Annotated in this window: 17 protein-coding genes; 8 read left to right on the top strand and 9 right to left on the bottom strand. The window is 41.4% G+C overall.

Annotation, left to right across the window (positions count from 1 at the left end; all coding sequences use genetic code 11):
* Positions 1-234: 234 nt before the first annotated feature.
* From B4U84_RS06060 to B4U84_RS30390, 4 genes are all read right to left on the bottom strand, one after another.
* Positions 235-546, bottom strand: a complete 312-nt coding sequence (locus tag B4U84_RS06060) for a hypothetical protein (protein ID WP_017309245.1) — start codon at positions 544-546, stop codon at positions 235-237.
* 263 nt (positions 547-809) lie between these two features.
* Positions 810-1,184, bottom strand: a complete 375-nt coding sequence (locus B4U84_RS06055) for a hypothetical protein (protein WP_131116128.1) — start codon at positions 1,182-1,184, stop codon at positions 810-812.
* Positions 1,165-1,353: a competence protein ComE gene (locus B4U84_RS06050; protein WP_207390902.1), complete on the bottom strand. Its 189-nt coding sequence runs from the start codon at positions 1,351-1,353 to the stop codon at positions 1,165-1,167. Before B4U84_RS06050 ends, B4U84_RS06055 begins: the two co-directional genes overlap by 20 nt.
* Positions 1,354-1,556: 203 nt before the next feature.
* A complete protein-coding gene (locus B4U84_RS30390) occupies positions 1,557-1,730 on the bottom strand; it encodes a hypothetical protein (protein ID WP_165490250.1) in 174 nt (57 codons plus the stop codon).
* A 402-nt stretch (positions 1,731-2,132) separates the two neighbouring features.
* Here B4U84_RS30390 and B4U84_RS06045 point away from each other — a divergent pair, with 402 nt between their 5' ends.
* The gene (locus B4U84_RS06045) at positions 2,133-2,630 is read left to right on the top strand and encodes a cupin domain-containing protein (RefSeq protein ID WP_131116126.1); all 498 of its coding nucleotides are present in this window, start codon (positions 2,133-2,135) and stop codon (positions 2,628-2,630) included.
* Positions 2,631-2,759: 129 nt separating this feature from the next.
* The gene (locus B4U84_RS06040; protein ID WP_131116124.1) at positions 2,760-3,077 is read left to right on the top strand and encodes a monooxygenase; all 318 of its coding nucleotides are present in this window, start codon (positions 2,760-2,762) and stop codon (positions 3,075-3,077) included.
* Positions 3,078-3,097: 20 nt separating this feature from the next.
* Here the strand turns inward: B4U84_RS06040 and B4U84_RS06035 are convergent, their stop codons facing one another.
* Positions 3,098-4,000, bottom strand: coding sequence for an ATP adenylyltransferase family protein (locus B4U84_RS06035; RefSeq protein WP_017309249.1), 903 nt, complete (start codon positions 3,998-4,000; stop codon positions 3,098-3,100).
* Positions 4,001-4,270: 270 nt separating this feature from the next.
* On the opposite strand from B4U84_RS06035, the gene B4U84_RS06030 reads away from it, so the two are divergent.
* Both B4U84_RS06030 and B4U84_RS06025 read left to right on the top strand, forming a co-directional pair.
* Complete coding sequence (locus B4U84_RS06030; RefSeq protein WP_017309250.1) at positions 4,271-4,624, top strand: Rieske (2Fe-2S) protein; 354 nt, start codon at positions 4,271-4,273, stop codon at positions 4,622-4,624.
* Between the two features lie 209 nt (positions 4,625-4,833).
* Positions 4,834-5,316: a GNAT family N-acetyltransferase gene (locus tag B4U84_RS06025; RefSeq protein WP_131116122.1), complete on the top strand. Its 483-nt coding sequence runs from the start codon at positions 4,834-4,836 to the stop codon at positions 5,314-5,316.
* 29 nt (positions 5,317-5,345) lie between these two features.
* On the opposite strand, the gene B4U84_RS06020 is transcribed toward B4U84_RS06025, so the two are convergent.
* Both B4U84_RS06020 and B4U84_RS06015 read right to left on the bottom strand, forming a co-directional pair.
* Complete coding sequence (locus B4U84_RS06020; protein ID WP_242677551.1) at positions 5,346-6,281, bottom strand: alpha/beta fold hydrolase; 936 nt, start codon at positions 6,279-6,281, stop codon at positions 5,346-5,348.
* 119 nt (positions 6,282-6,400) lie between these two features.
* Positions 6,401-8,071, bottom strand: coding sequence for a transglutaminase domain-containing protein (locus B4U84_RS06015; RefSeq protein ID WP_131116120.1), 1,671 nt, complete (start codon positions 8,069-8,071; stop codon positions 6,401-6,403).
* Positions 8,072-8,352: 281 nt separating this feature from the next.
* On the opposite strand from B4U84_RS06015, the gene B4U84_RS06010 reads away from it, so the two are divergent.
* The 4 genes from B4U84_RS06010 (at position 8,353) to B4U84_RS05995 (ending at position 16,879) form a co-directional block, all read left to right on the top strand.
* A complete protein-coding gene (locus tag B4U84_RS06010) occupies positions 8,353-11,241 on the top strand; it encodes a cation-translocating P-type ATPase (protein WP_131116118.1) in 2,889 nt (962 codons plus the stop codon).
* Between the two features lie 329 nt (positions 11,242-11,570).
* Positions 11,571-12,707: a DNA replication/repair protein RecF gene (recF, locus tag B4U84_RS06005; protein WP_131116116.1), complete on the top strand. Its 1,137-nt coding sequence runs from the start codon at positions 11,571-11,573 to the stop codon at positions 12,705-12,707.
* Between the two features lie 271 nt (positions 12,708-12,978).
* A complete protein-coding gene (locus B4U84_RS06000; protein WP_131116114.1) occupies positions 12,979-13,266 on the top strand; it encodes a DUF5132 domain-containing protein in 288 nt (95 codons plus the stop codon).
* 703 nt (positions 13,267-13,969) lie between these two features.
* A complete protein-coding gene (locus tag B4U84_RS05995; protein WP_131116112.1) occupies positions 13,970-16,879 on the top strand; it encodes a cation-translocating P-type ATPase in 2,910 nt (969 codons plus the stop codon).
* A 119-nt stretch (positions 16,880-16,998) separates the two neighbouring features.
* Here B4U84_RS05995 and B4U84_RS05990 read toward each other — a convergent pair whose 3' ends face one another.
* Together B4U84_RS05990 and B4U84_RS30385 are read right to left on the bottom strand one after the other, a co-directional pair.
* Positions 16,999-17,802, bottom strand: coding sequence for an MOSC domain-containing protein (locus B4U84_RS05990; RefSeq protein WP_131116110.1), 804 nt, complete (start codon positions 17,800-17,802; stop codon positions 16,999-17,001).
* Positions 17,799-18,002, bottom strand: a 204-nt coding sequence (locus tag B4U84_RS30385; RefSeq protein WP_207390901.1) for a hypothetical protein, incomplete at its 5' end; no start/stop codon positions are given. The genes B4U84_RS30385 and B4U84_RS05990, both read right to left, overlap by 4 nt.

Below are 18,002 nucleotides of genomic sequence, written 5' to 3'. Positions count from 1 at the left end.
TCGTCGTTGAGTATCAAAGACTCGTCGTCGAGTATCAAAGAGTCGTCGTTGAGTATCAAAGACTCGTCGTTGAGTATCAAAGACTCGTCAGCGAAATATAAATACTTGTTTACGAAAGACGACTCTTAAAGCTCTATGCCCAATGACTATTGTAAAGACGTGTAGACGCTCGTAACAGCGGCTTCAAGGTAAGAGTAAAATCGCCCAATACCCCTTAAACTCCTACATCCATTACTAAGAGGTCTTATTCACTTCTTGAGCCATCTTGCGGAAATAGTCCATTTTGGGATCGGGACGACGACGAGCAGTGGGGGAAGGTTCTGGAGTTGTCTTTGGCTCCGGTTCGGTTACTTGTTTGTTTTGAGATGATTTTATGCTGGTTGCATCATTGGTTTCTAAGAAATAGCCAGAATTGGAAAATCCAAATATCCTACCTAAAAAACCAAATACCTGGGAAAAGATGTTTTTGATCAAACCGAAAAACTGATATAAAAGACCTTCTAGGCGAATATAGAGGTTTCTAATTATTTGCGTTAAACCAGACATGGCAGCGCCTCCTGATTGCAGCTTATTATTATTTTGATTTATATCATTTTTTTTGTCATGTTCCTATCGAAGGACACAAAAAACCCTCATTTATAGTGAGGGGAGTAGTAGTATAATTAGGGTACTTCCCAAAATTTTTAATTATAAGTTAGTGGATATGAACTAGTGATCGCAGCTAGTTATACTTATAGCGAAAAAAGTGCGTCGCTCTGAAAATTTGAGCGGGGATAATGATATTACAGTTCAACTTCCCTACCATAGCTTCAAGTACTGCTAAGTTCTGTTAGTTTATTTTTGAATTGTTCATGCTCGGAAAAGAAAAAGTATTGTTTAGCCTTCAAATCAGCAAGATACCAACCTTGCTGACCGTTAAATTTTTCTAGGAAAACGCTAAACACTTGCTCCTTAGTCAAACCACAGTAATCATCTTGGGGTTGGTAAAGTTCTTGTAGTTTTTTAACCTGGTTGTGGCGGAGATTCTGGTTAGGTGCAAAGTGGCGGATGACATTACGAAACTTGCCATCGTACCAATAAAAAATTACAACATGAGGGGGTTTAATTATTGGGGCTTCCGATTCGTCTAGTTCCTGTGCTGATTTGATGAGTTGAAATTCCATATTACTTTGATGACTTACCATTGCTCTGATTGCCTTTAGCTTCTGGCACAATCGTATTGGAATCGACTATCTCGCCAGAATCCTTGCTCATATATGCGCCACCACCAAGGGGAACAAATTCTTCCCCTGGCGTACCTGTAGATTCGGCTTTGTCTGATTTATCGTTGCTATCATTTTTATCTTGTGGCATTACTGGAATTAAGATTCAGCTACTTTTATTCTACAACCAAATTTAATTCACTATTCAACACACATTGATGGGATATTCCTCAGAACACCGACTTCTCTATAAGAAGTCGGGTTCTTGTTTTTCAAGTAACATGTAAGTCCGCGATCGCACTGATTTTATTCCAAATCTTGCTGATTGTATTCGCCAATTAAATCTAATTGTTGTTATTCAGCAATCCATTTAGCAACTAATATTTCACGTTCTCCTTTGTATTCTTTCACCCAAATCATCGAAAGTTTTGGTTTTTTATTAAAAATATTCTGATTAACATTATTACTTGTGAATGATAATGTTCCTATAGGAAGTTTTTGATTACTATTTTCTACTAAAATTTTCATTTTGATTTTTCCTTTATTTGGTTAGTTAGTGAAATTAAGATTTTTGCTATAGATAAATATATTTGTTGTGATTTTTGTAATTGGTTACAACCAGACATGAAGTTTATAGACAAAGTTATTTTGTCTTTCGTAGCATTCTTATTTACCTAAGCTTGCTTAATTGTTTGTTTCTATAGTCTTAATCAATAGAGGATTGCAAGTTTACGCATATTTTGGAAAAAAACAGGAAAAATTAAAGATATAGAAGAGTCGGGGTTCTGAAAATTTTAAGCAAAGTAAATTTTGTGTCAGACTTGATGAAGTATTGTATGGTCTCCAGTTGAAGCGATCGCTTTGCGTAAAAATCTGTTGGTGAATAGTTAACTAACTAGAAACTGCGATTTCATCCAAAGGGGAATCATCATGACATTCAACTATCTAACTACATTAGTTCAGCCGGGTAAGGGTTCTACATATTTAGCGTTGGGTGATGTATACACTTTTTTGGCTACAGGAGAAGATACGGATGGAGCTTATTCAATAGTTGAAGTTCTGATGCAACCGCAAAGTATGATTCCAGCTCATCGTCATGATCAAGCTGATGAAGCACACTATATTTTAGAAGGAGAAATTGAGTATCAGCTTGAAGGTCGGACGATTGTAGCTATTTCTGGAACATTCCTTAATTTCCCTAAAAATCAATATCACGGTTTTAAGAACATTGGTTCAAATCCTGCCAAAATTTTAATAATTATTACACCACCAGGAGCCGAGCAGTTTTTCTCAGAAATAGGACTACAAATCGTGGAATCAATGACTGAGGAAGAAAAGCGTAATCTTTTGTGTCCTCCAAATCCTGCTGACATTGAAAAGGCGATTGAAATTGCTGTCACTAAGTATGGATTAGAATTTCTTTCATAGTAGAATGATGGCGGTTAATCATTGGGTGTGCTAGTGGAAAAAACAAACACAAATACACACAATCTTTGTATTCTGTAAGGGAATGTTTTTTAATAGTTATTTTTGATTGAGTAAAAGAGGTAATTAACGATGGCTTTAAAGCTTTTACAGATTAATTTCCCTTTTAATGGCCCCTGGGGAAACGAAATGACGCAAGCATATTCAGAATTGGCGCACAAACTTTCCGAAACTCCAGGTTTGTTGTGGAAAATATGGATAGAAAATTCAAATAGTGGAGAAACAGGAGGAATTTATTTGTTTGAAGATGAATCAACATTAGATACATTCCTCACAGAACATGTAGCGCGTTTAAACTCTTTTGGGATTGAGAATATCAGCGCCAAGAAATTTGATGTCAATGAACCACTAACTCAAATCACCGGGGGAAAGCTGAAACAGTTAAGTTAAATTTACCAGAATGGCGATCGCTAATTTTTTGGGATGGCGACATTTTTCAATATAGTCATCGGGCCGTATTGTTTGAGAGTCTGCATTTGTTGCTCGTTTCGCACAAACAAAGTTCCAGCAAATCCCAGTGAATTCACTGGTATAGATGCGAAACATTCTTGCGATCGCGCTACGAGCAGCATCCATTCTCGTGTTACCAATAGATTGTAAGCTCTAGATTGTGTATTTTCTAAACCAACTGCCTGTAGCAAAGAATGATAACACTCTAACGTTGTCTCAGCAGCGGTGAATGGCGATCGCTTCCAAAGAGAATCTAGGGGTGCAAAAGCATGTACAAAATCAAATCCTGGGATGGTTGCGATTGAATTGTGAAATTGAGCCGATTTGAGTAGAGGTTCAATCGGTATTCGTACTCCAGTAGGTGTCAGTGGTAATGGCACAAGTTGCAAATGTTTGTGTCGCTGACTAGCGCCTGCAATTTTACTAGAATTGTAAAATGTCAACCCATCAAATTGAGCCATACATGACCACATCGCAGCAAAATCTGCTAATGTCAGTAAACTTTCTTGTTCTTCAAAAGCACGGGTAATCAATAACAGGTGATATTTTGCCACGTTATATTTGTTCAAAATACACACATGGGTATCAGAAATATCTGCAACAAATAAATCCTGTTCGTAGGGAAGAAAAGGATTAAAATCTTTTGCAGCAAAACCGTTTTGTATTTGTGGTTTCTGCTTGACTTCATCCTTACGAGCAAGGTTAGACACAATCCGTACCAAAAAGCAAACACAATCTTGTTCGACAAATTCCGAGTCTGTCGGTATTGAAACCATCGCATCGGTAGCAAGAGCATGTTCAGTCTGCTGTTTTATTCTTGTCCAGAATGTATCAGCTTGCAGTAATATTTTTCCCTGTGCCATTTGTTAAGGTGTGAGTTAATACCAACCAAATTTTATATTATGTTCGCCTGATAGTTTGGGGACACGGGGGACACGGAGAGTGTGTGGGGAGTGTGGGGAGTAATGTAGAGACGCGATTCATCGCGTCTGGAAGTGTGGGGAGTGTTGGAAGACAAGGGGAATAACCAATGACAAATAACTATTGACAAATGACTATTGACCAAATAACCAAAAATTTTAGTCACAATTGCGGGAAACTATAAAAGCAGAATACTTAAGAGAGAAGAATCTATGAGTTGGACGAAAGTTCTTGCAACGGATGCACTTTCACCTGGTACGCGACAAGTAGTAAAAGTTGGTAGCCGGAAAATCTTGTTAGTTAATCATGAAGGTCAATTTTATGCAGTAGATAATGCTTGTCCTCATCTGAAATTGTCTCTCAAAAAAGGCAAAATATTAGATGGTGCGATCGTTTGTCCTTGGCATCGTAGTGCTTTTGATCTCTCCACTGGTGAAGCCAAAGAATGGATCACATGGCCGCCTGTAGTCAGTAAAGCAATGGGTATGGTGTCACAAGAAAAACAGTTACCTGTTTATCCTGTGCGTGTGGAGGATGGGAGTATCTTGGTTGATGTAGGAGACTGACATTCCCTGGGCTAAAAGCCGCAGTTAGTAGAGTGCGTCAGTAAAGAAAAACTTGGAAATACCAAGAAATTATTCGTACTGATGCACCCTATATAGGAATCTTTGACAAATAACTTTGTTGTTCTTGTTCAGTGGGCGTTACTACTCAGTTACCTGTCGCATCATACCAGCGGCAACCACAGTTGATCACGATTTTGATATGCGTAATTATGAATATCAGAAAATTTCATCATCAAGATACGCAAGAAATAATGCAGTTATTTTATGATACTGTCCACAATATTAATATTCGAGATTATACCCCAGAGCAAGTAAATGCATGGGCGCCTCAATACATGAATTATCGAAGATGGAATGAACATTTACATTCCAAGATGACTTATGTCGCAGAATTAGATGGAAAAATTATTGGGTTTGCTCAACTAGAACCTGATGGACATATAGATTGTTTTTATTGCCATAAAGATTTTCAAGGGATGGGAGTAGGAAGTAAACTTTTAGATACTCTACAAACTGAGGCAGAAACATTAGGAATTAACAGATTATTTGCAGAAGTAAGTATTACTGCCAAAGGTTTTTTTGAGCATAAAGGATTTGAAGTTATAAATCAGCAAACAGTAGAACGCCGGCGTGTAAAGTTGATTAATTATCGTATGGATAAAAATATTAGTTCACCAAGCATTGGTCATTAGAGACGCGATTCATCGCGTCTGTACAACCGTTAAATCTGTTTGCCAATAACATAAATCGCTTTAACGACTTCTTGTGGTTGGTTTTGGGGGATTGCGTGACCAGTGTTGGATACGATAACTAGTTGGGAGTGGGAAAGGCGATCGCGTAATCGGTAAGAATTTTCTTTGGCAGAGACAAAGTTATCTGCATCACCTACAACAATTAGAACCGGAACGTTAATCTCGCTGTAGCGTTTTTTCATTTCGTCTAGGGCTGATTGCAGGTTTTTACTATCTTCTAACGAAGCTTGAATTTGAATTGGTCTTGTCCACAATGCTTGTGCTGCTTTTAAATAATCAACATTTGAGGATTTTGATAAAAATGTTTTCTTTAAGTACGTAAACAGAATATACCCTACTAAGACGGGTGGAATAAATTTGAGCAGGGTTTCCAAGAATGAGGAGTGTGCAAATCTCGCTAATGGCAAAAGTGCCTGATCAACTTTATAGGCAATAGCAGAAAAGAAAACAATACCCGCAACTTCGTCAGGATAACGCAGTGCATAGGCCAGAGCGATCGCACTACTTGCAGAATAAGCAACTAATATCGGTCTGTCGATCCCAAGTTTTTGCAAGGCGTTACGCAGTAATTGCGCCTGTACCTGTGGTGTGACTAGGTCTGGGCGATCGCTATAACCATATCCAGGTAGGTCAAAAGCGTAAACACTATATTTTTGAGCAATGCGGTCAATAGTTTCGGGTGGGTAATCTTGCAAAAAACCAGGATTACCATGCAACAAAATCACCGCTTGACCCGAACCTTGGCAAACATAGTGTAATCTCACTCCAGCTACTTTTACATATTTTCCTTGGGGGGGAAAATATGCTTCTGCTTGTCGAATCGCTTGGTTAGTGTACCACTGGCAAGCGATCGCAGCTACTATCAAAGTCCCCAACAGGGGTATCATAAGTATGAGCCAGAGCATTGATTTACCTTTGCAAATTTTCTGCTTCCAGCTACAGTCTACTGCTTCAGAAAACTATCTGGCAGTGATGCAACTAGACAAAAAAATAAGATTGGGGATCTGGGCGTTGTCGGAGTTAGCTAAAACGGCGGTAATTCCCCCAAAATTGTGAATCGAATGTGATTAATTGCTAACTCACCAATTGAAATTTCTTCTTTTGCCAGCCTCGCACCTTTACTAGTTAAAGTTTCAAAGGGGATACCTTTACCAATTTCAATGTGATACCAGCACAAACCCATAAAAAAGCGTGTGGGATAAGGCCCATTATTACCAATATCATCAGGGTTAGATTCCATTGGCAACCAGCCAAAGCCAGGTATATAGAATTCCAACCATACATGGTTGTAGTCTGGTTGTAGGGGGACATGTTGGTGTTCTGCGTAGGTGGGACATTTATAGCGTCCGACGGTACGACAAGCTATGCCATTTAAGCGACACAAAGCCAGTAAAACACCTACGTACTCACCGCAAGAACCGACGCCTCTTTCTAAAACTCGATCTGGGGTATCTATGTGAGGTTTGATACCATAAGACAACTGATCATAAACATAATTACGGATACTATACATTTTCCGTAGCAAATTGGTTTCTGTACCAATTGCTTCTTCAGCAGCACGGCGGACAACGGTAGTATCCATTGCCAATTCATCATCATCCACGAGATAGCGAGTTTGATATTCTGGTGATAGTTCAGGAATATCTTCTACATCCGGCGGCGTGAGACGATATTTTATACCGCGTACTTCCACAACTGCCTTCCAGCCAAACATGTGTCGTTCGCCTGGGGTAAGGGTATCAAATTTAAACACCGCCACACGTTGCCCATCTATAATTTCTTCTTGAAAAGGCAGTCCCACAGGTTCAACGTGTTTCACCTTTTGGCGGTCTGTGTCGCTGGGTAGGGCAATACGCCATTCTAGGTCTTGTAAGTAAATCTCTTCAATTGGCGCAATTTCCTCCACATAGGACATTTCGATCAGATAGCCATTAGAAAGAGCGTAGCGCTTGTCTGGGAAATAACGATAGTGGAGTGGGTGAATAAACGTGCGATCGCGATAGGCTAGTTCGTGGTTAGGATCAGCATTTGGGTTATCGCGTACATAAGGTTCTTCGGAAGCGTAGGCGACGTAGAGAGTTTGTTGACCTGTGTTTGTATCTGTTTGTATTGCTATACCTGTAGGAGATTCAAATGGTGTGAGTACACTAAATTGGACTTCTCCTGTCGCCCTGTCCATGCAGTAAACAGTCTGTTCTGTAGCATCGCAAGCCCAAAGAATTTCATCAGTTACAGCCAAATTTTCTATTCCGACACCAGGAGCATAAAATCTGGTAATTTCTTTACGGGTATCGCGATTAAAAATTAAAATATCTCCCAACTTTTGGCAACTGACATAAACTGTTGATTCCCAAACAGCAATACCATTAGCAGGGTAAGGTAGGGTAACAAAATGTTCCAGCCCCAAAGAATTTAGTTTACATAAATAAACACTATTATCCCTCGTCACCCAGAGGGTATCTTCCCAAATTGCCAAACCAGTGACGTCTGTAAATTCTCTGCTTTGATGAGCATTGAGAATTTTGGTATTGTCAGTGGCAGGATCTATTTGCAGCAGATACCCTTTAGGAGAGTCAATAGCAATCAGGATATCCTGGAAGAAAGTAATGCCACCCAAAACGGCAGCACCTATTGGTCGAATTGTTTTTTGCTCGAACATCTGGCTAGTGGTCAAACTGGGAAGAGCAAAATTCATAATACCTCACGGTATGGGCGAAACGAGCGAGTATGAGCGACCTGAGAAGGAAGCGACACGTAGCAAGATCCCGAAGAGTACGGTTTTAACTGCCTTGAAGATTTGCACCATTACATGATGTGCTATGAAAGGTAGTTACTATAGCCATAACAACATTTTCAAAGTAGCTTTTGGTTATTTCATGAGCTTTCACCTTTGAATACTGTACTTTAAGTTGATGGTTTTTATAGCTATGACTAAATTATGATCGAATTCTGTAACCATTTCCTGTAACTTACACAATGTCTGCTCATTCTCTGCCTGATTCAACTACCCCTTGGCATAGTTTAGAAGTTGATAAAGCAATAGAACTGCTCTCCACGAATGCAGACACTGGCTTATCACCTCAAGAAGTGCAACAGCGATTGGAAAAATATGGTCCAAACGAACTTGAGGAAACCGGTGGTCGTAGCGCCTGGGAAATTTTGGTAGATCAGTTCAAAAACATCATGTTGTTGATGCTGATTGCTGTGGCAATTGTTTCCGGGGTTTTAGACCTGCTGGCTTTGCAAAGGGGCGAGTTAAAACCGGGTGAAGTACCATTTAAAGATACGATCGCCATCTTAGCAATTGTGATTCTCAACGGTATCTTGGGCTATGTACAAGAAAGCCGTGCCGAAAAAGCCCTCGCCGCGCTGAAAAAACTCTCCTCTCCCAACGTCCGCATTATTCGTGAGCGCAAACCATTAGAGGTGGCTGCGAAGGATTTAGTGCCGGGAGATGTGATGCTCTTAGAAGCTGGGGTGCAAGTGGCAGCAGATGGACTTTTACTAGAAACATCCAACTTGCAAATCCGAGAATCGGCACTTACCGGCGAAGCCGAAGCGGTTAACAAACAGGCAAAAACTACATTACCTGAAGATACAGGAATCGGCGATCGCACCAATTCGGTTTTCCAAGGTACAGAAGTTGTCCAAGGACGGGGCAAGGTTCTGGTAACAAACACTGGCATGAAAACCGAACTCGGAAAAATTGCTACTTTGTTGCAGTCCGTGGAAAGTGAACCCACACCTCTACAACAACGCATGACCCAGCTTGGCAATGTCCTAGTCACAGGTTCTTTAATATTAGTAGCGATTGTTGTAATTGTAGGTTTGCTGCGTGGTGGCAACTTAACAGAACTACTGGAAGTTTCTTTGAGTATGGCGGTGGCGGTAGTGCCAGAAGGTTTACCCGCAGTGATCACCGTTACCCTAGCTTTGGGAACTCAACGGATGGTACGTCGCAAAGCTTTAATTCGCAAACTACCAGCCGTAGAAACACTAGGTTCTGTCACCACAATTTGTTCTGATAAAACTGGTACCCTGACTCAGAACAAAATGGTAGTACAAGCTGTCTACACACATGGTTCTAGCCCAAATCAGGATCAAACAACTTCTCTTCATCAAGAATTCCGCGTTACAGGAGAAGGTTACGCTCCTACAGGCGAGTTTCAACTAGAAAATAATCCAGTTGAAGTACAAGACAACCCAGAACTACAAGCCTTGTTAGTTGCTTGTGCTGTTTGTAATGATTCACATTTGCAACAGCAACAAGGACAGTGGACTATTTTAGGAGACCCAACAGAGGGCGCCTTGGTGACACTGGCTGCCAAAGGAGGGATTGAAAAAGACCAGTGGGATAGTAAATTGCCGCGTGTGAGCGAATTCCCGTTTTCTTCCGAACGGAAGCGGATGAGTGTGATTTCTAAGGTTGAGCAAGTAGAAACAGGTGTCTCGCCTTTAAATGATGTTGACCCAACGATCAGCAACTTGGTGAAATCCCATGGTTATTTAATGTTTACCAAAGGCTCACCAGAATTAATTTTGGCTCGTTGTACTCAACTTTATGTCGGTAATGGCGCTATTCCCCTGACTCAAGAACAACGAGATGGTATTTTAGCAGAAAACGATCGCATGGCTTCTAATGGTCTGCGAGTACTGGGTTTTGCCTATAAACCACTTACAGAAATTCCACCGGAAGGCTCAGACGAAACATCCGAACAAGAATTAGTCTGGCTCGGTTTAGTGGGAATGCTTGACGCACCCCGCCCCGAAGTCAGAGCGGCGGTACAAGAATGTCGAGAAGCAGGCATTCGACCGATTATGATTACAGGTGATCATCAATTAACAGCACGGGCGATCGCCACTGATCTAGGAATTGCTCAAGCAGGCGATCGCGCCCTCACAGGTCAAGAACTGCAACGCATGAGCGACCAAGACCTAGAGCAAAATGTAGACTTGGTAAGTATTTATGCCAGAGTTGCCCCAGAACATAAACTGCGAATTGTCCAAGCTTTACAGCGTCGAGGCAGATTTGTAGCAATGACTGGTGATGGCGTTAACGACGCTCCCGCCCTCAAACAAGCTGATATCGGTATTGCTATGGGTATTACTGGTACTGATGTCAGTAAAGAAGCCAGCGACATGGTACTACTAGATGACAACTTTGCTACAATTGTTGCTGCCACTGAAGAAGGTCGAGTTGTTTACACCAATATCCGCCGTTTTATCAAATATATTCTGGGTAGTAATATCGGTGAAGTTCTCACAATCGCAGCAGCGCCGATCTTAGGATTAGGAGGAGTACCCCTCACACCCCTGCAAATTCTGTGGATGAACTTGGTGACAGATGGTTTACCAGCTTTAGCCTTAGCTGTAGAACCCCCCGAACCCGACGTGATGAAGCGTCCCCCCTTTAGTCCCCGTGAAAGCATTTTCGCTAGAGGCTTGGGTTCTTATATGATTCGCATCGGGATTATTTTCGCGATCATTACCATTATTTTGATGATGTGGGCGTACAATCATTCCACCAGCATATCTGGTAATGGACTGAGTCCAGACCGATGGAAGACAATGGTATTTACTTCCCTGTGTCTTGCTCAAATGGGTCATGCGATCGCAATTCGCTCCAACAACCGACTGACAATAGAAATGAATCCTTTTTCAAATCCTTATGTGTTAGGAGCAGTGATTGTCACCACAATCTTACAACTGATGCTAGTTTATGTTCCTCCTCTGCGTAATTTCTTCGGCACTCAATATATTACTTTGTCGGAATTAGGGATTTGTCTTGGCTTCAGCGCCTTAATGTTTGTGTGGATTGAAATTGAGAAAATCGTCTTCCGATTAATTGGCAAAAAAACTGTTTAGGGATCGGGGAAAGGGGAAAGCGGACTTATCAGTTATCAAATTAAACTGTTAACTGATTCATGTCCCATACCCAATTCCCTTTCCCTTTCCCTTTCCCAATCCCCGATCCCCGTACTCTATGAGAAGCCGCTGACGCGTCTACAAAGTATCGTCTCCTCTGGAGAATCCCCAATCCCCAATCCCCGATCCCCGATCCCCTATCAAGGATAAATCAAAATTTTGTATGTTTCTGGTGTTGGTGCGATCGCTTGATCTACGGCTTGAGATAAATTTTGTAATGGATAGCGATCGCTANCAATCCCCGATCCCCGATCCCCTTTCCCCGCTCTATGTATTTAAAAACCCTCCACCTCCGACACTTTCGTAACTATCAAGAGCAGCAGGTTGAGTTTACTGCTCCCAAAACGATTTTGGTGGGTGATAATGCTCAGGGAAAATCTAATTTATTGGAGGCGGTGGAGTTATTAGCGACATTGCGATCGCATCGTACTTTCCGCGATCGCGAATTAGTGCAAGAAGGAGAAGAACTCGCGCAAATTAGTGCTTCTGTTAAACGAGAAACTGGCACTAGTAGTCTAAACATAATTTTGCGTCGTAATGGTCGCCGGACTGTAAATCTCAACGGCGAAAACCTCCGGCGTCAAATGGATTTTCTCGGTGTTCTCAATGGTGTACAGTTTTCTAGCTTGGACTTGGAATTAGTACGCGGCGGCCCGGAAGGTCGTCGTCACTGGCTAGATACTCTGTTAATTCAACTAGAACCAGTATATGCCCACATTTTACAGCAATATCATCAAATATTGCGCCAACGAAATGCCTTTTTGAAACGCAATGTAGAGACGTTGTATACAACGTCTCTACAATCTGAATTAGCTATATGGGATGCACAGTTGGCGATCGCAGGTACGCGAGTAATTCGGCGCAGAGAACGAGCCATACAACGACTCGCTCCGATTGCCAAAATGTGGCACGCTAGCATTAGTGGCAGTAAAGAAATTTTGCAAATCAAATATTCACCCAATGTTCCTTTAGAACAAAATTATCCAGAAAAGGTACAGCAAGCCTTTCTAGAAAAGCTGCAACAACGAACTGTTGCTGAATTGCATCAAGGTACTACTTTGGTTGGTCCACATCGGGACGAAGTAGAATTAATCATTAATCAAACACCAGCCCGTCAATATGGTTCTCAAGGTCAGCAACGAACCCTAGTATTAGCTTTGAAACTAGCAGAATTAAAATTAATTGAAGAAGTTGTGGGAGAACCACCACTGCTACTTCTTGATGATGTTTTAGCTGAACTAGATCCATCTCGTCAAAATCAATTGCTTGATACAATTCAAGACCGTTTTCAAACAATAATTACTACTACTCATTTAGGTGCTTTTGATTCCCAATGGTTGAATTATTCCCAGATTTTTTATGTTAAGAGTGGTGAAATATCAATATCAGAACTTACGCATGGGTAACGGAAAAACAAACCACAGAGAACGCACTAGGACACAGAGAAATAAGAGTTTGGGCGGTTTTTTGCGTAAGTCCTGAAACATTAGGAATTTAAAAATAATAAGCTCAAAACTATTTAGTTAATATCCCAATTACCGACCTCAATAGTTTTAATTTATCTTAATATTAATCAGCAATATTTTTTAATATAAAAATTACTTGTTTAAGTATCTATTTTTATTTTATAGTGATAAAATAACTTAATTGTACAAAGACAAAGGGGGTGAAGATACCATGCTACCCAAAGTTTTACCCAACTTCAAACATTTCTTTGGGGGTGTCGTTGAAGATTTTGGCATTCCTGGTATTGTGGCAGTAATTGTTGTGCCGATTGCGATTCCAGTGGTAGCAGTTGCTGGTAAATCCTTAGCTAAAACAGCAATAAAAGCCGGGATAATTCTTTATGACAAGAGTAGAGGAGCAATTGCCGCAGTTAATGAAAATTTTGCAGATATAGTAGCAGAAGCTAGAGCAGAACTTCCGATAAATAATAATAGTAGACACTTACGACGAATTAGGTAAGCTCAGAATTGGATAGTTAAAAAATTCATGTTTACTTTGCAAAGAGTGCGCTGCAAAAGAAAGAAGCAAAACAATCAAATCTTTGCATTGAAGAAGCATGAAACTGTTCTTAATTCATAAATTCTACCAGATTCAAATAAATCAGGATTGAGAGATGATCACAGCATAAATAATCTCTGAATTAAATTCATACATTTATACAAGTTGCAGTTGCAGGAGAAGTCTTGATGCAAGCAAAAAAAGACGTGGAAATATGGAGAATACTCAAATACATTTACCGTGTCTTTGTTTGTTTGCGTCACGATATTAGTCTTAACAACTGAATGCAATTTGAAATTGAATAATTCGAGATTCGGAGTTTTTAATTCCGAGTAGGACTTGAGTTTGCTTGTCCAAAGACAGTTGCTCTTGCTCAGAGTTTTTTGTAGACAACTGTAGATGAGACCTCTTGCAAAAGTCGAATTAACCCCCTCAATCCCCCGTGAACCAAGGGAAGATTTGGTTCCCTCCCCGTTTACGGGGAGGGTTAGGGTGGGGTAAAAATATTTTTGCAAGAGGTCTATGGATGAGTATGTCTTGTTTTGTGCTGCTTATAAACCTTATATCAGGGAGATCATTAACAAATTTGTCCATCTCCCCATCTTTCCATTACCCATATTTATTTTCTACACCTCACATTCCGTCATCTTAGAGGAGGCGAGACATGAGCAATTGGTATAAATTAGATGTACAAGAAGTTCTGCAACGATTGGGTAGTGATGCATCTTTTGGACTGAGTACATCTGAAGCTAGTCGTCGTCAACAGCAGCATGGTTGCAACGAGTTAATTGAACAAGGATTACGAAGTCCTTTACAAATACTTTGGGAACAGGTGACTGCAACTTTAGTAGTTATTTTGATTGTAGCTGCGATCGCCTCCGGTTTTTTGGGTGACTACAAAGATGCAGTCGGTATCATTGCAATCGTGGTACTGATCGCTGCTTTAGGTTTTAGTCAGGAATATCAAGCCCAAAAAGCGATCGCCACTCTCAAAAAATTATCTCTACCCAATGTCAAAGTACTACGTGAAGGTCGCTGGCAAGAAATTTCTGCCCGTGATTTAGTACCAGGAGATATTATTCAACTGGATGCAGAGGACATCGTACCAGCTGATTGCCGGATCATAGAAAGCATTGGTTTGCGGATTCAAGAAACAATCTTAACAGGTGTATCAGAACCTACAGACAAAGAACCACAAACACTTTCTCAAGCAGATTTGCAACTTAGCGATCGCCACAATATAGTTTACATGGGTACAGTTGTTACCTACGGACGGGGTCAGGCGATCGTCACGGAAACCGGGATGAAAACCGAAATGGGGCGAGTAGCTTCTATGGTGCAAGCAGTCGAACCAGAACCAACCCCACTCCAGAAGCGCTTAGATGAATTGGGGCGAGGATTAGCAATAGCTTCTCTAGCTCTAGTAGTAGTCATTCTCGTTTTGGGAATGCTGCGTGGCGAAGACTGGAAAATCATGCTCCTAACTGCCATCACTCTAGTAGTAGCAGCTTTACCAGAAGGTTTACCAGCAGTAGTAACCATCGCCTTAGCTTTAGGCGCACGGCAAATGTTAAAACGACGAGCGCTGATTCGCAACTTACCAGCTGTAGAAACCTTAGGATCAGTGAGTGTAATTTGCTCTGGTAAAACCGGGACTCTCACCGAAAACCGAATGACAGTTACTGTTCTCGATGTCGCAGGTCAACGCATAGATTTAACTACCCGGATGCGGGCTTGTATCGGAGAAAAAAACCAAGACAGGCCATTTTTACTCTGTCAACCACCAGCCATATCCTTACTTTTAGCTGCTGGTACTTTGTGCAACAACGCTTTGCTAGAACCAGACACAGAAGAGCCGCGTTACTTGCGGACTGTCGGCGATCCCACCGAGGGTGCTTTAGTCATGGCTGCTGCTCAACAAGGATTGTGGAAAGCTGACCTAGAGTATCTTATTCCTCGTGTCGGGGAAGTTGACTACGACTCTCGGCGTCAACGCATGAGTACGATTCACAAATTTCCCACCATTCCCTCTAAAATTCCTTGCGCTTTGGAAACAATTTGGCATTGGGGCGAGAAAATCGGGGGAATGTCCTACATTGTTTTCACCAAAGGTACAGTGAATAGCTTGCTAGATATTTGCAGTCATATCTGGATTAATGGCCAAGCCAGACCACTGACTGAAATTTGGCACAGACATCTCAGTGTCACTTATAGCCAACTCGCGAAAAATGGTTTGCGGGTGATGGGAGCAGCTTTCCGACCTTTGCAGTCTGCGGATCAGTGGGAAGACGTAGAGCAAGAATTGATCTTCATTGGTATGGTCGGTATGAATGACCCTGCACGACCGGAAGTGCGAGACGCCGTACTTACCTGCAAGCGTGCTGGTATTCGTCCAGTGATGATTACAGGGGATCATCCGCTGACAGCGAGATTTATTGCTCGTGAAGTCGGTATTACTACTGATAATCAGACCATTACCAGCGAAGACCTCTCTCAATTCTCTGTTGAGGAATTGCGCTGCACCCTGAATGACACATCAGTTTATGCGCGGGTTTCGTCAGAACACAAGTTTGATCTTGTCCAAACCCTGCAACAACAGGGACACATCGTCGCGATGACGGGTGATGGTATCAATGACGCGCCAGCTCTCAAAGGCGCTAATATTGGTGTCGCCATGGGGATTAGGGGTACAGATGTAGCAAAAGAGGCAGCAGATATGGTTTTGCTAGACGATAATTTTGCTACTCTTGTTGCTGCGGTCAAAGAAGGACGTGTAATTTACGACAATATCCGTAAGTTTATCAAGTATCTGCTGAGTAGCAATGTTGGTGAACTTTGGGTGATGCTGTTGGCTCCTTTTTTGGGAATGCCATTACCCCTGCTACCACTGCAAATTCTTTGGATTAACCTGACAACCGATGGTTTACCAGCCTTAGCTCTGGGTGTAGAACCAGCAGAGCGAGATACCATGAATCGTCCTCCGTACCCACCCAACGAGAATATTTTTGATCGAGGGATGGGTAGAGATATCATTTGGATCGGCATCCTCATGGGTTGTATATCTCTTGCTATGGGATTTTTCTACTGGAAAACAGGTAGCCCTGCTTGGCAAACTATACTATTTACTACTCTGACTCTCTCCCAGATGGGTAATGCCTTAGCAGTGCGTTCTGAGCGTGACTCGCTATTTACCATTGGTTTAATGTCTAATAAAGCACTCGTATGTTCAGTAGGTTTAACACTAGGTTTGCAAATAGCCGTGCTTTATGTGCCGTTCTTCCAGAAACTGTTTAATACAATACCCTTGTCAGCACTGGATTTGGTGATTTGTTTAACTGTCAGTAGTTTGGTCTTCTGGTGTGTGGAATTAGAAAAGTGGCTCCTACGTCGTAGCAATGATCACAATAAATTGCATTTAGTAGCAAAAACTAACGAGGAAAAAGATTTGCAGGTACGTAACCGCCTTACTACCTCTCCACGTTTGCGTTTATGTAATTCCGCAAAACCCAGTTATCGCGCTTCTTCCTTACGTCTGCATTTGCGTTTAAAAGCAAGTGGTTATAAGCGTAAATAATCTTTATGCTGGTGGTTATAATTTCACGTTAATCACGATACACATAAATTTTGTACCAGACGCGATATATCGCGTCTCTACACCGCCTGTATTTGTATCAGATTTTTTGTGAAATGGTATTAGTGGTTGGTAATAATCAAATCTTCGCCTACTGCCACACTACCACTACTAATTACCTGCCCTAAAACACCAGTCTGGGTATGCTGAAACTGTTCTTGCAAAAAAGACAGTAACCTAATATCTCGCTCTCCTGTTTCCGGATTGACATCTATATTTAAGCAGCGATTAATTCTAGCTGTCACAACAATTTTTGCAGTTCCAAGTTGTATTTCTTTTCCAATCCAATCAAATTCTTCCCAAGCAGAGACACCTGCTACAACAATATTGGGACGAAAGCGCCGTACATCTATTGGTTGTCCAGCTAATTCACTTAAATTGTCAATGGTTGCTTGACTGACGAGAGAAATATGTCCCGCTTCGCGGTCGGGGTAGCGAGTTTTGTCAAATTCTCCAACTAGTTGTAGAGGTGCGCGGTTGGGGTGTCTCGCTGCTTGACTGGGGTAAATTCCTGCTAAATAACCTGTGAAAAAGGCTGATATTAAATTCCGTCCTTCAGAAGTTTTAGTATCAGCAACTAATAAATTTATACCTTTGCGCTTGACTGTGAAATTTCCAGTTTGTGGTTCATAGAAACAATTTAAAGCTGCGAGTCCCGGCCAGTCATTTTGCATGATGAAGTTTTGCTTCTTCATCCAAGGTACTATCGTTGAGTTGCTATCTATATCATCTTGCTTGTACATCAAAGCAAAAGCGCGATCGCCTAGAATACCATGTCCTACCTCAAGATGGACGCGATCGCGCTGATCACTACTTAATCCTTTAATTGGATAAATCAATAATTGTTGAATTGATATTTTAGTCATTGGGCATTGGGCATGGGGGATTGGGTTTTAAGAGTCGTCTTTCGTAAACAAGTATTTGTATTTTGCTGACGAGTGTTTGATACTCGATGACGAGTGTTTGATACTCGATGACGAGTGTTTGATACTCGACGACGAGTGTTTGATACTCGACGACGAGTGTTTGATACTCGATGACGAGTGTTTGATACTCGATGACGAGT

The organism is Westiellopsis prolifica IICB1 (assembly GCF_004323185.1).
GTDB classification, from domain to species: domain Bacteria; phylum Cyanobacteriota; class Cyanobacteriia; order Cyanobacteriales; family Nostocaceae; genus Pelatocladus; species Pelatocladus prolificus_A.
The sequence above is the reverse complement of the archived record's forward strand: the minus strand, read 5'-3'. Positions and strand labels throughout refer to the sequence as shown.

Excerpts from the sequence above, each read along its gene's own strand:
- B4U84_RS06010 (WP_131116118.1), top strand. The coding sequence starts at position 8,353 with ATGTCTGCTCATTCTCTGCCTGATTCAACTACCCCTTGGCATAGTTTA.
- B4U84_RS06015 (WP_131116120.1), bottom strand. The coding sequence starts at position 8,071 with ATGAATTTTGCTCTTCCCAGTTTGACCACTAGCCAGATGTTCGAGCAA.
- B4U84_RS06060 (WP_017309245.1), bottom strand. The coding sequence starts at position 546 with ATGTCTGGTTTAACGCAAATAATTAGAAACCTCTATATTCGCCTAGAA.
- recF (WP_131116116.1), top strand. The coding sequence starts at position 11,571 with ATGTATTTAAAAACCCTCCACCTCCGACACTTTCGTAACTATCAAGAG.
- B4U84_RS06020 (WP_242677551.1), bottom strand. The coding sequence starts at position 6,281 with ATGCTCTGGCTCATACTTATGATACCCCTGTTGGGGACTTTGATAGTA.
- B4U84_RS06025 (WP_131116122.1), top strand. The coding sequence starts at position 4,834 with ATGAATATCAGAAAATTTCATCATCAAGATACGCAAGAAATAATGCAG.
- B4U84_RS06030 (WP_017309250.1), top strand. The coding sequence starts at position 4,271 with ATGAGTTGGACGAAAGTTCTTGCAACGGATGCACTTTCACCTGGTACG.
- B4U84_RS06000 (WP_131116114.1), top strand. The coding sequence starts at position 12,979 with ATGCTACCCAAAGTTTTACCCAACTTCAAACATTTCTTTGGGGGTGTC.
- B4U84_RS06050 (WP_207390902.1), bottom strand. The coding sequence starts at position 1,353 with ATGCCACAAGATAAAAATGATAGCAACGATAAATCAGACAAAGCCGAA.
- B4U84_RS05990 (WP_131116110.1), bottom strand. The coding sequence starts at position 17,802 with ATGACTAAAATATCAATTCAACAATTATTGATTTATCCAATTAAAGGA.
- B4U84_RS06035 (WP_017309249.1), bottom strand. The coding sequence starts at position 4,000 with ATGGCACAGGGAAAAATATTACTGCAAGCTGATACATTCTGGACAAGA.
- B4U84_RS05995 (WP_131116112.1), top strand. The coding sequence starts at position 13,970 with ATGAGCAATTGGTATAAATTAGATGTACAAGAAGTTCTGCAACGATTG.
- B4U84_RS30390 (WP_165490250.1), bottom strand. The coding sequence starts at position 1,730 with ATGAAAATTTTAGTAGAAAATAGTAATCAAAAACTTCCTATAGGAACA.
- B4U84_RS06055 (WP_131116128.1), bottom strand. The coding sequence starts at position 1,184 with ATGGTAAGTCATCAAAGTAATATGGAATTTCAACTCATCAAATCAGCA.
- B4U84_RS06040 (WP_131116124.1), top strand. The coding sequence starts at position 2,760 with ATGGCTTTAAAGCTTTTACAGATTAATTTCCCTTTTAATGGCCCCTGG.
- B4U84_RS06045 (WP_131116126.1), top strand. The coding sequence starts at position 2,133 with ATGACATTCAACTATCTAACTACATTAGTTCAGCCGGGTAAGGGTTCT.